Raw genomic sequence first — 13,276 nt, forward strand, 5'->3', positions numbered from 1 at the left:
GCCGTCATCGTCCACGACAAGGCCACCAACCGCGTTCTGCTCCTCCAGCGCGGCCCGAACGCCAAGTTCGCCCAGGGGCAATGGGACCTGCCCGTCGGCAAGAACGACCCCGGCGAGTCCATCACCGACACCGCCGTACGCGAGCTCTACGAAGAGACCGGCCTGACGGTGAAGCCCGAGTCGCTTCGCGTCGCCCACCTCATCCACAGCGCCCGCGGCATCGAAGCCCCGAACGGCTTCTTCACTGTCGTCTTCACCACCCACGACTGGACCGGCGAGCCCGAGAACCGGGAGCCCTTCAAGCACGCCCAGGTGTGCTGGTTCAACACCGCCGAGATTCCCAAGGACTTCGTGAACACCACCGCTAGCGCCTTGCACCGCTACCTCGTCGACGGGCCACAGGTCTCCCTCGACGGCTGGCGATAGCCTCACACACCTTCCCTGTCAGTAACTATGGATACCCTCCTGGGCAACCCGATCTGCGTATGAGGGATGACATGGCAGCAACCCGAAGATGTCCCGAATGTAAGATCAACAGTAGCGCTAACCGGAAAGGCAAAGCGGGACGGTGCATCCTTTGCATCGATGCCCGATACAAGCAGCTGGGATGGGAGCCTCACGAGCCGTATGTCTCCTCGAAACATGCACGCCTATGCGTATGCCTCGAATGCCAGAAGTCCGAGGCAGTCGCCTACGAGGACATTCGCAACAAGGGCAACCGCTATTGCGAGTGGTGCTCGTGCCGCCAGGCATACGAGGACGGCCTGAAAGCAGAACCACTCAGATGGGAAATCAGTCGGGAGCAAGCGGCGCAGATCGTCCTAGGTACCGACTTCCTCGTCCGAGGGGCGGACGGTGAGGCGTTGGATGCCGCAGGTGTTGCACTTCAGATGGAGCATGTTTGGTCGCTCGTAGTCGTGGAGTGCATTACTTGCGGCTCCACTCTTAGGTGGAGCGCTTCGATGAGCCTTAGTAACAGCAAGGTCACCAGCCATCATCGATGCTTGTACTGTTTTTCCCTGCCCCTTTCTCCTTGGCAGGACGACTTCTTCGAGGTGCACGGGCTAAAACGCGCACACGAAGGCTATGCACGACTCGGTGAACGAGTTCCTGCCCACTGCGTCGACTGTGGCGCCGAGCGCCGCATCTCGATCTCAGACCTCACGGCTGGCATTGCTCCTTGTCTCAGATGCGCCGAAGACACGGACCCGGATGCCATCCACGTCGTCTACCTGATGTTCTTCCGCGAGCTCAGCGCCTACAAGATCGGCGCAACTAGCACTGAGGCACGCAACGACAGGATCGCCTCTCATGCAGCGCGGGGTGGAACTCTTCTTGACCAGCATGAGGTGCCGAATCGGGAAGCTGCACTGACAGTAGAAGCTCACGTCCTCGGCATGGTGCGGCACCATCCAAGCGTCTGTACAGAGCGGGACTTCCCACAGGGCGGCTACACGGAGACATGGAGCGATGACGGACCCAAGATCAACCTCGCGGAGGTCATCGCCCGGCTTACCCAAGGAGAGGCCCCAGGCTTCGACCGGCTCAGGAAGCTCAGGACCTACTTCAGCGAGGCACCTGCAACTATCGAGGAACTGGTTGAATTCCGGCTCATCGAGACAATCAAGGTAGACGGCCTGGAAGTGCACCATGTGGGTCTAAGCGAATCCGAAGAGCAGGTACTACGTAAGATTCGCTCCCGCCGGACTGCGCAAGGCCAGGAAGACAACCGAAGTCGCGTGGAGGATTCCTGGGCAGGCTGATCCTGTCGGCTCGCTGGGATAGCTCGTAACAAGACCGCCATTGAGGCCGCAAGCAACCCTCTATGGAAGCTTCTCCTGATCCGCATTGCCCACGCGGTCGCGAGGCCGTGTCCATGTCCGATGAGGCCAGGGGTCACGCTGGCGCGTCCTCAAGTCTCGAACAACGATTTGCAGTAGGCCAAGACAATGAGGGCAGCCACCCCGCCTGCGGGGTGGCTGCCCTCATTGACGCTACTGACGCCTCATCAGTGAATCGGGCTCCCGGTGCACACCCGGTGCACATGCTGGTGGAAAGTCTCTAGGAACGACGGGAAGCGCTGAGAGGTGTTTCCGCAGTTCACAGCAGGTTCCCTAGTCAACCTCGCAGGTAGCCCGGCCCCGCACTTTAGATGTCGACGTACAGGCCGATGTGTACGACGCGCGGTAACTGGCCGTCGAGTAGACGACGCGGCTCGTGACTCGCGTGGCTGCCGATGGCCACAGTGCCCGGTGTCCAGCCGCGCCGGCCGGAGGTGTTATCGAGGCAGTCGCAGACTTCCGGGCGAGGCAGGTGGGGTTGTCGGCCCGGCGGTGAGCGTCGGCGCCGGTGGGGTGCTTCACCGCTGCCCGCGATGGACAGGGAAGCCCCCGGGATGGAGAGCAAAGCCCCGTGATGTACAGGAAAGTACGGTCGGCGCCTCGGACGGGCCGCGCCCGGAAGTCGGCGAAGGGTTCCGCGAGTTCGGCGAGGTGCGGGCCGACGACTGCCGACTCCGGTCCTGGCCGGTCCGGTATCAGGGGCTGCGGAAAGGGCGAGGCCATCCTGCCGGTGTGCCGCGTGCGGCGCCCGTCATGTGGTCATCCGTCGAGGGCGGCGGTCATGGCGTCGAGGTCGGCCAGGAGTGCTGTCAGCCGGCGTGCGGGGATGTTTTTGATCATGCGTTCTTCGATGGTGTAGACGGCGCCGCGGGCAGTGTGCAGGCGTTGCTGTCCGGCTGCGGTGAGGTGGACGGGCAGGGCGCGGCCGTGGTCGGTGCTGGTCGCCTGGGTGATCAGGCCCGCGTCCTTGAGGCCGCGCAGGACGACGTTGGCCGACTGCCGGGACACGAACGTTCCCCGGGCCAGGTCGGCGTTGGACAGGCCGGGCTGTTGGTCGAGGAGTTCCAGGCAGGAGTACTGCGGCACGGTGAGGTCGTGTTCGCGCAGGGCCCTGTCCATCGCGCCGCGTAGGGCGGCGGATGCCTGCTTGAGGCGGTATCCCACGTGCTCGGTGACGTCCTTGGCTGGGTGGGGAGGGGGCACGGGCGCACGGTCTTCCATGTCAGTATTTTGACATACCGAAGGCTCGGTGCCTACGCTCATGGATGTCAAAGCCCTGACATCAATGTTCTGGCAGACCAAGCCCTGGAGTCACCATGACCACTACCGTCGAAGGCCCCGGTTTCATCGCCCTGCAGGTGAAGGACGTGCCGGCTGCCGCCGCGTTCTTCGAGGAACGGCTCGGGCTGCGGCGGGCCTCCGGTGGCCCGGCCCACGCGGTCGTCTTCGAGACCACCCCGGTTCCGTTCGCCGTCCGGGAGCTGCTGCCCGGTGTCGACCTGGACGACGTCGCACGCCCCGGCCTGGGCGTGGTGCTGTGGCTGCGGACAACCGACGCCCCGGCGCTGCGCGAGCAGCTCCTGGCGGCGGGCACGGAAGATGTCACTGAGCTGCAGGACAGCCCCTTCGGGCCGAAGTTTTCCTTCGCCGGCCCCGAGGGCTACGAGCTCACCGTGTACGGAGGCTGACCATGAAGGCCGTCGTCCGCATCCCCGTCCTTATGACGTTCAGGAGCGCCGGGCGGTCGGCGTCCTCGGTGCTGAACCCGGCGCCGCGGCAGCGTAGTTCGGCGATGGAGGACTTGAGGTTCGGGTCGTCGGGGTAGCGGCCCGCGGTGCGGCGGCGCCCGACGCTGGGGCGTGGGGCGGGCATGTGCCCACCTGCACTGGCTCCGCCGCCCGCGGATCCGCTGGGAGGCCCTGGCGGACATCCCATCCACGAAGCCTCACTCGCCCTCGGATGCGCACCGGTCTGCTGGCGGCGCCTGAATGACCAACCCCCGGCAGGGGTTTCAAGGCAGGCGCGGCTTACGGTGACGGCCCGGTGGTCGGCCTCAGGCCGCCGGCTTGCGCCACACGGAGATGTGCTTCGTGGAGTCCTGGGTGAACGGCGCCCCGTCCCAGTCAGCGACCCGGCGTTCCAGTTCGAGCCCAGCGATCCGTGCCATCAGGTCGAGTTCCGCGGGCCAGGCGTACCGCTGCCGGGAGCTGCCGCGGCGGTAGCGGCCGTCGTCGCCGTCGCGGGTGAAGTGGTGCGAGACGAGGATCTGCTCGACCAGGTCGAAGGTGTCGAAGCCGAGATGGTGCTCGGAGACGTCGAACGGCACCGCGACCTGGCCGGGCGGCAGGAACCGCAGCGGCGGCACGCCCAGTTCGATGACGAATCGGCCGCCGGGCTCCAGATGACGTGCGGCGTTGCGGAAGCACTCGACCTGTTCGTCCTGCGTGAGCAGGTTCGTGATGGTGTTGTAGGCGAGATAGACCAGGGTGAACCCGCCGGGGACGACGGTCGTGGCCATGTCCCCGATCGCTACCGGGAGCGTCTCCTCGTCGATCTTGCGCCGCAGCACCGCTGCCATGTCCTCGGACAGTTCGATGCCCACGACCGGCACGCCGCGTTCCCGGAGCGGGACGCCCACGCGTCCGGTCCCGATGGCGAACTCCAATGCCCGCCCGTCTCCGGCGAGTTCGGTGAGGAAGGCGAGAGTCGGTCCGAGGACGGAGGCCGAGGACATCTCGGTCTCCTCGGCGTCGTAGCGGTCGGCGGTCGCGCGGGTCCACACTTCACTGCTCGTCACGGGCGGACACGTTGCCCGATGCGGAGGGCCACTGTCGACGGATTTACCTTCCACCGCTCCGATCACACGGTTTAGGGGGAGGGGCGCGGTCGCGACAGGAAGAGGGGAGCCGGCACCCGCTCGCCCCTACGCCGTCCCTACTTCGTCCTCACGCCTGCCAGGAGCTTCGCCGTGCCTTCGGGAGCCTCCACCGGGAAGTGGTGGGTGCCCAGGTCGACGGGCACGATGTCGAAGCGGTCGCCGTAGCGGTCGATCGCTTCGCGTGCCAGCAGGTCACGTACCGCGAACACGGTGATCGGCTGTCTCGTCTCCCGCAGCGCCGCGTCCATGTCCCAGCGCACCAGGCCCTCGATGGAACGCAGACCCGCTGGCTGCCGCACCGTGGCCATCTTCGCGAAGTACGCGTCCATGAGAGCGGTGTCGGTCCCCGCAGGTGACCCTCCCTCGACGAGACCCCGAACCGCTCCGGCGAAGTCGTCACGGAACAAGTGCAGCGTCGCTTCGGTCTGCTCCGCGCTCAGGGCCGGGAACAGGGACAGATAGTGCAGCGCGTCGAGTGCGACCACATGCGAGACCGTCTCAGGGAGGAGGCGGCCGACTTCGACGGCGACAGCGCCGCCGAGGGAGTGCCCGGCAACCACCGCCGTGCCCACCGACTCGGCTTCCAGCACTGCCGCCACGTCGCGGGCGAACTCCTCCATGGTCCACACGTCCCGCGCCGACCGTGAAGCGCCGTGCTCGGCGAGGTCGATGGCGAGGGCGCGGTAGTTCTCGGGCAGGTGGTCGGTCACCGCGTCGAAGTCGCCGCGGTCGCACGCCCAGCCGTGGATGAGAGCCAGGGTCGGCCCTCCGGCCGGACCGCTGGCGGTGTACCGGATCGCGGTGTGGTCAGGTCGCTGAACCTCAAGGTTCTTCCTGGTCCTGCCTACGGTCGTCACGGTGTCTCCTTGCTCGGTACGGGGGACGCGTTGTCGGCCGGTGGGGTGGGAGGGGAACGCCGGTCGCCGGCTCGGCTGTCGCTGCCGGTGGCTCACTTGCAGGGGGCCATGACGGTGCGGCGCCTGGTCCGTATCTGGTTGAGGCGCAGGACGAGCGCGGAGGAGGTGATCACGACGATCGCCAGGGCGTAGATGTCGACGGCTGTCCTCAACCCCAGAGCGGTGACGGCGATTCCTCCGAGTACGGCGGGCACGCTGTTGCCCAGGTAGGAGATGACGTTCGCCAGGGCGAAGACCGAGCTGCGCTCGTGCGGCCCGGCGATCCGGGCGAAGGTGCCGAACGTCGCCAGCACGGAGGCGCCGAAGCCGGCACCCGCGACGACGGAGCCGGCGGCGGAGAGCCAGACGAGGTTCTCCGCGATCCCGGCCAGCGATATCAGGACGCCGAGCGCGAGCAGCGCGGAGGACGGGGCCAGCAGCGAGGACACGGGGCGGGAGCGGAGGAGTGTGACCGTGAGCGCTCCGGTGCCCGCCAGGAGCGTCACGACGACGCCGCCGACGAGATGGCTGTGCAGCCCCAGCAGCTGGGCCGCGACGGACGGGCCGAGTGAGAGGTACATCCCGGCCAGTGCCCAGCTGGCGATCATCGCCGGCACCACCGGCACGATGTCGGCGCGCAGGTGCGCGGGCATCCTCACCTGCGGGCGCAGGGAGGCGACGGCTCCCGGCCTGCGGAGCGAGGTCTCGGGCATGAGGGTGGCGAACACCGCGGCCAGCACCATCGCGCCGAACAGGATCGCGTAGACCAGCCGGGTCGGGGCGGGGCCGAACTCCACCAGTACGCCGCTGCCGAGTGCACCGAGAGCGAGTCCGGCCATGGGGGACACCGAGGTGATGACGCCCGCACGCCCGCGGGCGTGTGACGGTTCGAGATCGACGAGAGTGGCGCTCAGGGTGGTCATCGCAGCGCCGGTCGCGATGCCCTGCAGCACCCGCGCTGCGGCCAGCAGGAACACGTTCCCGGCGGTGAAGAACAAGACGAGCGACACCATCTCCAGCCCGATCGCCGCGGCGAGCACCGGTCGGCGGCCGAGGTGGTCGGACAGCGCTCCGACGACGAGCAGCGAGCCCAGCAGGCCGACCACGTAGAGGGCGAAGACGACGGTCAGCGCCCACGCGGCGAAGTGCCATTGCTGCTGGTAGAGCGCGTAGAGCGGGGACGGCACGCTGGAGGCGGCCAGGAAGAGGACGAAGACGGCGGCCACGCCGGGGAAGGCGCCCTTCCACAGCGTGCGGCGCGGACCGCCGGCGCGCTGTGCGGCGGTGACAGGGGGTTCGACAGGCATGCGGGCCTCGCAATGATCTGTGCTTTAGTGCTTGCGAAGCTAACACAAACGCACTGATCACTGCAATTAAAGCGCAGTGATCAGTGCGATACTGGGTGCATGTCCACTCCGGCTTCGCTTCCGTCCCGTACCGGCAGCCGCCCCGGTGGCCGCTCAGCGCGTATCCGCGCGGCCGTCCACCGGGCCGTCGGGGAACTCCTGGCCGAGCAGGGCGGCGAGCCGCTGACCATCCCGGTCGTGGCCGCCCACGCGGGCGTGCACGCCACCACGGTCTACCGCCGCTGGGGCTCGGTGGGAGAGCTGCTCACCGACGTGGCCACCAGCCGCTTCTCCGGCGACATCGTCGTACCCGACACCGGAAGCCTGCGCGGCGACCTGGAACGCTACGCGTCCGACCTGGCCAGGGACCTCACCGACCCCGACACCCTGCCCCTGGTACGCGCCACCATCGGCGCCGCCGGCGAACAGGGCGCGAGCGCCTGCACCGCAGAACGCCAACAACAGCTCCAGGCCATGCTCGAACGCGACCAGGCACGGGGCCACCACACCCCCACCGTCGAACACGCCACCGACGCCCTGCTCGCCCCCCTCTACTACCGCGCCGTCTTCACCGACCAGCCCCTCACCCCCGACTGGACCCGCACCCTCGTCACCCACCTCCTGCCCGACTGAACACCAACCGGGCCCCTCGCCATGCCTTACGGCCGGATCGCCGTGCCATACGAGCGGACCGGGCCCGTTGCGGGGGAGTGGGAAGTGTCCGGGCGCTCTGGGGCGAGTTGGCTGCCGTAGAGGCTCGTCACGCGGGCCTTGGCGGGCCGTACTCGACGCGGCGCAGGATGGGTTCGAGCTGGTCGACGCGGTCGTCGAACGGCATCTGTTCGTCCCACCAAGTGGCCCCGGCGTCACCGAGCTTCGCCACCTGGCCGACCGCGGCAGGCGACGCCGGAGAGGTGCCCCCGACAACGACATCGAAGGGCTGATCAAGCGCGCCCGCCTCCGCACGGCGCGCGGTGATGTACTCGACGAGCTGACGTACCTCGGAGGCCGGTGGCACGTGACCGCCCTCCGTACCGGTGAAGAGGGGGATCACCCCGTCCCAGCGGGCCGCGCGGCGCATCGGCGCCTTGTTCGGCCATCGGCCCGCCACCCAGACCGGGATGCGCGGGCGTTGCACCGGCGTCGGCAGGCACAGCACGTCATCGAGGGTGATGTGCTCGCCCTGGTAGCTCACCGCCTCACCGGACCACAGCAGCGCGAGCGCGTCGAGCCCCTCGTCGAGCACGGCGGCCAGCAGTCTCGGGTCGGTCGGCTCGCCGAACCGGCCGAACTCGTCCGCGATGGGGGCACCGAGGCCGACGCCACAGACCATGCGCCCACCGGTGAGCCGGTCCAGAGTGGTCAGTTCCTTGGCGAGTTTGATGGGGCGGCGCCGCGCGACCGGAGTGATCATCGCGCCCAGTCTGATCCGCTCCGTGGCCAGCGCCGCGGCCGTCAACAACACCCATGGGTCGGCGAGTTCGCGAGCCCGTGCCCGCTCGTGCACCACGTGGTCCCATACCCACAGGGCGTCCCACCCGGCTTGTTCCGCTGTACGGGCAAGGTCCGCGATGACGCGCGGGTCCTGGAAGTCGCCGAAGTTGGGCACGTTCACCGAACAGCGCATACGGCCATCGTGCCAGGGGGGCGCGTGCCGGCGATGCCGAGTCGACGCCGCGTGACGCGGTCCAGGACGACGTGCGGGCGGTCTCCGCACGTACGGCCCGGCGTCCCTCATCAGCGGGCTCATCAGCGGGACGGTACGGCGGCTCGCACGAGTGCTCGTGCCAGGCCGGTGCTTTCCGCGAGGGTGCCGAGTGCGAGCGGCTGGGTGGCGAGGGCGCCCTCGTGCAGCACGAGGAGCTGGGTGGCGAGGGCGGCGGGTCCCGAGCAGCCGGCCGCGGTGGCGAGTTCCGTGAACAGGTTCAGCAGCCAGAGTTTCTCGTCCGCGGCGATGCGATGGGCGGGGTGCGAGGGGTCCGGCAGTTCGGCCAGCGCGTTGATGAACGCGCATCCGCGGGTGTTGGCCTCGCTCCAGTCCCGCAGCGCGACGAAGGGCGCGGTGACGGCCTCGACCGGGTCGTCACGGGTCTCGACGGTGGAGCGTACGAGTGACCGCCAGCGCTGATCACGTTCTGCGAGGTAGGCCGCCACGAGCTGGTCCTTCGAACCGAACTGGTTGTACAGCGTCCGCTTGGTCGTGCCGGAGCGCTCAGCGATCAGATCCACGCCGACCGCCGTGATTCCGCGGCTGTAGAACAGCTCCTCCGCAGCCGCCACGATGCGCCGGCCCGCCGGAGTCCTGGCCTGTGCCTCCTGCATTGAGCATCCCTTCACTGATCGGTGTACGGTGGGGTCAAGGTTCACAGATCAGTATACCTATGAGGAGGTTCAGGCGATGAGTGCACCCGAGACCATGCGTGCGGTGCGGATCACGGAACACGGAGGGCCGGAGGTCCTTGAGCTCGCGGAGGTGCCGGTGCCTTCCCTGCAGGCAGGAGAGGCGCTGGTCCAGGTCAGCGCGGTGGCGCTGAACAATACCGACCTGTGGACCCGGGAGGGCGCCTACGGCCGCCCGGGAGACCCGAAGGCGCTGTCGGGCTGGCGCGGCCCGATCGGCTTCCCGCGCGTCCAGGGCGCCGACGTGGCCGGCCGGGTCGTGGCGGTCGGCGCCGGTGCGGACGAGGGCCTTGTCGGTCGCCGGGTGGTCGTCGATCCGGCGATCTACGACGCCGAGGGGCCGGACGCCAACCCGGTCGGCCTGATGGGGAGCGAACGCGACGGCGGTTACGCGGAGTATGTGACCGCGCCCGCGGAGCGCGTACACGACGTGACGGACTCCCCGCTCACGGACGATCAGCTCGCGACATTGCCGACCGCCTACGGCACGGCGCTGGGAATGATCGAGCGGGGCCGGCTGCGGGAGGGCGAGACCGTCCTGGTCTCCGGGGCGTCCGGCGGTGTCGGCCTCGCGCTGGTGCAGATCGCCCGTGCGCGCGGTGCGCGGGTGCTCGCCATCAGCAGCGGACGCAAGATCGACGCGGTGCGCGAGGCGGGCGCACACGCGGTCCTCGACCGCGCACGGGACATCGCCGAGCAGGTCAGCGCCGCCGCCCCTGAGGGCGTCGACGTCGCACTCGACGTCGTCGCGGGGGACCTGGTGGGTGAGGGACTGCCGCTGCTGCGCGAGGGCGGCCGGTGGGTCATCGCCGGCGCACTCGGCGGGTACGGCGTGACCTTCGATGTGCGCCGTCTCTACCTGCACAACGCGCAGGTGATCGGCTCCGCGATGCACACGCCCACGCACTTCGCCCTCCTCATGGACCTGGCCCGCCAGGCCGCGGTGCAGCCCGTCGTCGCCGCGACGTTCCCACTGGACCAGGCCGCCGGGGCACAGGAGGCACTCGCCCGCAGGGCGCATGTGGGGAAGATCGTCATGCGGCCCTGACGGGCGGCCGGCGGCGCCCCCCCCCGCGACGGAGTCGGAGACCACGCGCGAGCGCGGTCGGCAACTGGCCGCGACCCGGTGTCGCGACGTTCCGTGTCGGCCGTCACCCGGCGCGAGCAGGCGCGTGACCTCGGCAACGGTGGATTCGGCGGTGCGGGTCCCGGCTGCACGTCAGGAGGAGGTCTTCGGCCATCCACCGCCGGGTTCCGGTCGCTCCGCACGGAAGCGTGTCGTCCGGTGACACCTGCCGTGAACCTGTGAGGCGCGCAGTCGACATATGACCTGTTCGACGGAAGGGGGAACAATGATCAAGAAGTTGCTCACCTCAGCTGCTGCCCTGGCCATGGCGGCGGGCGGGGTGTCGGTCGCGGTCGCCGCCCCGGCGAACGCGACCGACACCTCGGCGACCGTCGCCGCGTGTCCGGCCACCAAGCTCTGTGGCTACCTGAGCAAGAACTACGTGGGTGACCCCGGCGAGGTGGCGGGCCACAATTCCAACCTGCTCCAGTACAACAAGTTCAACAACGCTCTGTCGGTGTCCAACAGCGGCACCCAGTGCACCGTGCGCATCTACAGCAAGACCGGCTACGGCGGCAGTCACGTCGACATCAGACGCGGCTACGGCATAGGTGACCTGACAGGTACCGCGTACTACAAGAACGTGGCCTCCAACCGCTGGTGCCCGTGACCCCCAAGCACTTCAGAACCACAGTGGTGACCGTGTCACTGGCGCTGCTGACGGTGGCCGGGTGCTCTGAAGCACCCGGCCACCGGGCACCACAGCCGTTGCCGGTCCCCTTGAACGGCGCCGCCCTGACGACGCCCGCCGAGGAACGTGTGCTGCACAAGGCCGAAGAGCGGGCGGTCGCCACGTGCATGCGGGGGGAGGGGTTCCCGTACCGGGAGGTGCCGGCCGTCCCGACGCCCTCCGTCAATCCGTACGGGCTGGTGACCCGCGAGGACGCCCGGCAGGACGGCTATGGCCTGACGACGGCCGCGCTCGCCGCGCCGGGCGCCGACCCGAACACCCGGCTCACGAGCGGCTGGTCCGCCGGACGGCGGGCCGGCTGGGAACGCGCGCTCGTAGGCACGGCCCGGCACGAGCGCATCATCACCGCCCGCGGTGCTCCCTCGCTCCGTGTCAACACCGACGGCTGCGTCTATCGGAGCCAGGTCACGGTCTACGGACCGCGCTGGGAGAAGGACCGCCTCACCCTGGAGGGGATGAACGCGAAGGCCATCGAGACGGTGACGAAGTCGCCGCGGTACGTCGAGGCGCGCCGGGCCTGGGCCCGGTGCATGCGGACCAGGAGCGAACCGTATCCCTCGCCCGACGCCGCGCGCGGGGCTGTCCAGGAACTGCTTGCCAAGACAGAGGGGGACACAGGCGCCTTGCGCCGCACGGCACGCAGGGAACTCCAACTCGCCGGACATGACGCCGCCTGCCAAGAGAAGAGCGAACTGGCCAACGCCGTCCGCGCGGTGCAGCGCAAGGCGGAGGCCCGCCTGCCCGCCGGCGCGCGCCGCCTCGCCACCCGCGTGTCCGCCGCACGAGAGCGCGCCGTGCGGGCCGGAGCCATGGACCGGCCCCCGTCGCCCGCGGGCGAAGAGCGTCCGCACTCTCACACCATCACGGACACCGTGCCCCGGATGCCGAACAGGGACTTCCCGTAGATCTCGGCGGCCACCTCCGGGTTGAGGACGGCGTGGCGGCTGCTGGTCTCGATGTCGCGCCAGACGCGCTGCAGCGGGTTGGACTCGCCGAAGCTCGCAGCTCCCTGGGCAGAGCACACGAGGCGGACCGCCTCGCGTGCGTGGACCGCTGCCATGCCCGCGTCCATCCGCATGCGTGCCCGGGCGTCGTAATCGGGGAACGTTCCGGCCCGTGCGGCCTCGTCGAGGTCAGCGGCGGCGCGGTAGGCGTGCAGTTGGGCCGAGTCGGCGAGCGAGGCCGCGTTCGCGAGGGCGAGTTGGGTGGTGGGTGCCTCGGACTGGGAGGCGTAGCTCGTCATGGTCAACCGGCGTTGCGGGGCCCTCTCCGCCAGGAGGTCGACAGCGGCTGCCGCCAGCCCGAGCTGGGGCCCGGTCAACACGAGTGCGGCGGCCGGTACGAACGCCGCCTGGTAGAGCGCCTCGTCCGTGAAGGGCGTGGCGTAGCGGCCCTCGACGGCCTCGGGGACGGAGTGGAAGCGGTGCGCGGGCACGAACAGGTCCTCGCCGGTGAGCGTGTTCGACGCGGTCCCGCGCATGCCCGCCACGAACCAGGTGTCCTCGACGGCCAGCTCCGACATCGGCACGAGCACGATGCCGACGGCGTCCGACGTGCCCTCGGCGTCCGGCCGGGTGACCCCGAGGACTGCCCAGTCGGCGTGGGCGCACCCGGAGGCGGGGGCCCAGCGCCCGCTCACCCGGTATCCGCCTTCGACCACGCGCGCGGTACCGGAGGGGGTCACGACGCCGGCGACCCGGGCGTCGGGGGTGTCGGCCCACACGTCGTCCTGGGCCTGGGCGGGGAAGAGGCCGACGAACCACGCGTTGGCATTGAGCAGCGAGGTCACCCAGGCCGTCGAGCCGCAGGCACGCCCGACCTCACGGCCGACCTCCAACAGCGTGCGGAAGTCGGTCTGCAGACCGCCGTAACGGGCGGGCCGCATCAGCGAGAGCAGACCGGCCTCGGCCAGGACGGCGATGTTCTCCTGGGGCACCTCACGCTCGCGGTCGGTCAGATCGGCGTTGCCGGCGAGCAGCGGTCGCAGGCCGGCGGCGCGCTCGACGAGGTCGGCCCGCAGTGCGCGCGCGGCCTCGGTGGTGCGGGGGGCGTCCATGATGATGCTCATCGTCGTCACTCCGGTGTCAGGGGTCTTGCC

General features: G+C 69.3%; 15 protein-coding genes. 7 read left to right on the plus strand and 8 right to left on the minus strand.

Annotation, left to right across the window (positions count from 1 at the left end; translation table 11 throughout):
• Positions 1-426, plus strand: a 426-nt coding sequence (locus NMN56_RS24375; protein ID WP_283742504.1) for an NUDIX domain-containing protein, incomplete at its 5' end; no start/stop codon positions are given.
• A 536-nt stretch (positions 427-962) separates the two neighbouring features.
• Positions 963-1,763 carry a hypothetical protein gene (locus NMN56_RS24380; protein ID WP_274043359.1) on the plus strand — a complete coding sequence of 267 codons (801 nt, stop codon included), beginning with the start codon at positions 963-965 and terminating at the stop codon, positions 1,761-1,763.
• Between the two features lie 837 nt (positions 1,764-2,600).
• On the opposite strand, the gene NMN56_RS24385 is transcribed toward NMN56_RS24380, so the two are convergent.
• The gene (locus NMN56_RS24385) at positions 2,601-3,062 is read right to left on the minus strand and encodes a MarR family winged helix-turn-helix transcriptional regulator (protein WP_274043358.1); all 462 of its coding nucleotides are present in this window, start codon (positions 3,060-3,062) and stop codon (positions 2,601-2,603) included.
• A gap of 95 nt (positions 3,063-3,157) precedes the next feature.
• Between NMN56_RS24385 and NMN56_RS24390 the strand changes: the two genes are divergently transcribed.
• Entirely contained in the window at positions 3,158-3,529 is a 372-nt protein-coding gene (locus tag NMN56_RS24390) for a VOC family protein (protein ID WP_274039739.1), read from the plus strand.
• Here the strand turns inward: NMN56_RS24390 and NMN56_RS24395 are convergent.
• The 4 genes from NMN56_RS24395 to NMN56_RS24410 form a co-directional block, all read right to left on the minus strand.
• Positions 3,510-3,713, minus strand: a complete 204-nt coding sequence (locus tag NMN56_RS24395; RefSeq protein WP_274043357.1) for a hypothetical protein — start codon at positions 3,711-3,713, stop codon at positions 3,510-3,512. The genes NMN56_RS24390 and NMN56_RS24395 overlap by 20 nt on opposite strands.
• 181 nt (positions 3,714-3,894) lie before the next feature.
• On the minus strand, positions 3,895-4,638 hold the full coding sequence (locus NMN56_RS24400; RefSeq protein ID WP_274043356.1) for a class I SAM-dependent DNA methyltransferase: 744 nt from the start codon (positions 4,636-4,638) through the stop codon (positions 3,895-3,897).
• A 137-nt stretch (positions 4,639-4,775) separates the two neighbouring features.
• The gene (locus tag NMN56_RS24405; RefSeq protein ID WP_274043355.1) at positions 4,776-5,576 is read right to left on the minus strand and encodes an alpha/beta fold hydrolase; all 801 of its coding nucleotides are present in this window, start codon (positions 5,574-5,576) and stop codon (positions 4,776-4,778) included.
• A 92-nt stretch (positions 5,577-5,668) separates the two neighbouring features.
• Positions 5,669-6,922: an MFS transporter gene (locus NMN56_RS24410; RefSeq protein WP_274043354.1), complete on the minus strand. Its 1,254-nt coding sequence runs from the start codon at positions 6,920-6,922 to the stop codon at positions 5,669-5,671.
• A gap of 99 nt (positions 6,923-7,021) precedes the next feature.
• On the opposite strand from NMN56_RS24410, the gene NMN56_RS24415 reads away from it, so the two are divergent.
• A complete protein-coding gene (locus tag NMN56_RS24415) occupies positions 7,022-7,594 on the plus strand; it encodes a TetR/AcrR family transcriptional regulator (RefSeq protein ID WP_274043353.1) in 573 nt (190 codons plus the stop codon).
• Positions 7,595-7,721: 127 nt separating this feature from the next.
• Here the strand turns inward: NMN56_RS24415 and NMN56_RS24420 are convergent, their stop codons facing one another.
• Positions 7,722-8,588 carry an LLM class flavin-dependent oxidoreductase gene (locus tag NMN56_RS24420; RefSeq protein WP_274043352.1) on the minus strand — a complete coding sequence of 289 codons (867 nt, stop codon included), beginning with the start codon at positions 8,586-8,588 and terminating at the stop codon, positions 7,722-7,724.
• A 122-nt stretch (positions 8,589-8,710) separates the two neighbouring features.
• A complete protein-coding gene (locus NMN56_RS24425; protein WP_274043351.1) occupies positions 8,711-9,283 on the minus strand; it encodes a TetR/AcrR family transcriptional regulator in 573 nt (190 codons plus the stop codon).
• A 76-nt stretch (positions 9,284-9,359) separates the two neighbouring features.
• On the opposite strand from NMN56_RS24425, the gene NMN56_RS24430 reads away from it, so the two are divergent.
• The 3 genes from NMN56_RS24430 to NMN56_RS24440 all read left to right on the plus strand — a co-directional run bounded on the left by NMN56_RS24430 (position 9,360) and on the right by NMN56_RS24440 (position 12,083).
• Positions 9,360-10,409 (plus strand): zinc-binding dehydrogenase, encoded by a 1,050-nt coding sequence (locus tag NMN56_RS24430; protein WP_274043350.1) that lies wholly within the window; start codon positions 9,360-9,362, stop codon positions 10,407-10,409.
• A gap of 304 nt (positions 10,410-10,713) precedes the next feature.
• Positions 10,714-11,097 carry a peptidase inhibitor family I36 protein gene (locus tag NMN56_RS24435; RefSeq protein ID WP_274043349.1) on the plus strand — a complete coding sequence of 128 codons (384 nt, stop codon included), beginning with the start codon at positions 10,714-10,716 and terminating at the stop codon, positions 11,095-11,097.
• 26 nt (positions 11,098-11,123) lie between these two features.
• On the plus strand, positions 11,124-12,083 hold the full coding sequence (locus tag NMN56_RS24440) for a hypothetical protein (protein ID WP_274043348.1): 960 nt from the start codon (positions 11,124-11,126) through the stop codon (positions 12,081-12,083).
• Here NMN56_RS24440 and NMN56_RS24445 read toward each other — a convergent pair.
• The gene (locus NMN56_RS24445; protein ID WP_274043347.1) at positions 12,032-13,246 is read right to left on the minus strand and encodes an acyl-CoA dehydrogenase family protein; all 1,215 of its coding nucleotides are present in this window, start codon (positions 13,244-13,246) and stop codon (positions 12,032-12,034) included. The two genes, NMN56_RS24440 and NMN56_RS24445, sit on opposite strands and share 52 nt — an antisense overlap.
• Between the last annotated feature and the right edge of the window lie 30 nt (positions 13,247-13,276).

The organism is Streptomyces iconiensis, assembly GCF_028657195.3.
Taxonomy (GTDB): Bacteria; Actinomycetota; Actinomycetes; order Streptomycetales; family Streptomycetaceae; genus Streptomyces; species Streptomyces iconiensis.

What these genes read in the sequence shown, in the direction of transcription:
- NMN56_RS24380 (WP_274043359.1), top strand. Translation starts at nt 963, where the DNA reads ATGAGCCTTAGTAACAGCAAGGTCACCAGCCATCATCGATGCTTGTAC.
- NMN56_RS24385 (WP_274043358.1), bottom strand. Translation starts at nt 3,062, where the DNA reads ATGGAAGACCGTGCGCCCGTGCCCCCTCCCCACCCAGCCAAGGACGTC.
- NMN56_RS24390 (WP_274039739.1), top strand. Translation starts at nt 3,158, where the DNA reads ATGACCACTACCGTCGAAGGCCCCGGTTTCATCGCCCTGCAGGTGAAG.
- NMN56_RS24395 (WP_274043357.1), bottom strand. Translation starts at nt 3,713, where the DNA reads ATGCCCGCCCCACGCCCCAGCGTCGGGCGCCGCCGCACCGCGGGCCGC.
- NMN56_RS24410 (WP_274043354.1), bottom strand. Translation starts at nt 6,922, where the DNA reads ATGCCTGTCGAACCCCCTGTCACCGCCGCACAGCGCGCCGGCGGTCCG.
- NMN56_RS24415 (WP_274043353.1), top strand. Translation starts at nt 7,022, where the DNA reads ATGTCCACTCCGGCTTCGCTTCCGTCCCGTACCGGCAGCCGCCCCGGT.
- NMN56_RS24420 (WP_274043352.1), bottom strand. Translation starts at nt 8,588, where the DNA reads ATGCGCTGTTCGGTGAACGTGCCCAACTTCGGCGACTTCCAGGACCCG.
- NMN56_RS24425 (WP_274043351.1), bottom strand. Translation starts at nt 9,283, where the DNA reads ATGCAGGAGGCACAGGCCAGGACTCCGGCGGGCCGGCGCATCGTGGCG.
- NMN56_RS24430 (WP_274043350.1), top strand. Translation starts at nt 9,360, where the DNA reads ATGAGTGCACCCGAGACCATGCGTGCGGTGCGGATCACGGAACACGGA.
- NMN56_RS24435 (WP_274043349.1), top strand. Translation starts at nt 10,714, where the DNA reads ATGATCAAGAAGTTGCTCACCTCAGCTGCTGCCCTGGCCATGGCGGCG.
- NMN56_RS24445 (WP_274043347.1), bottom strand. Translation starts at nt 13,246, where the DNA reads ATGAGCATCATCATGGACGCCCCCCGCACCACCGAGGCCGCGCGCGCA.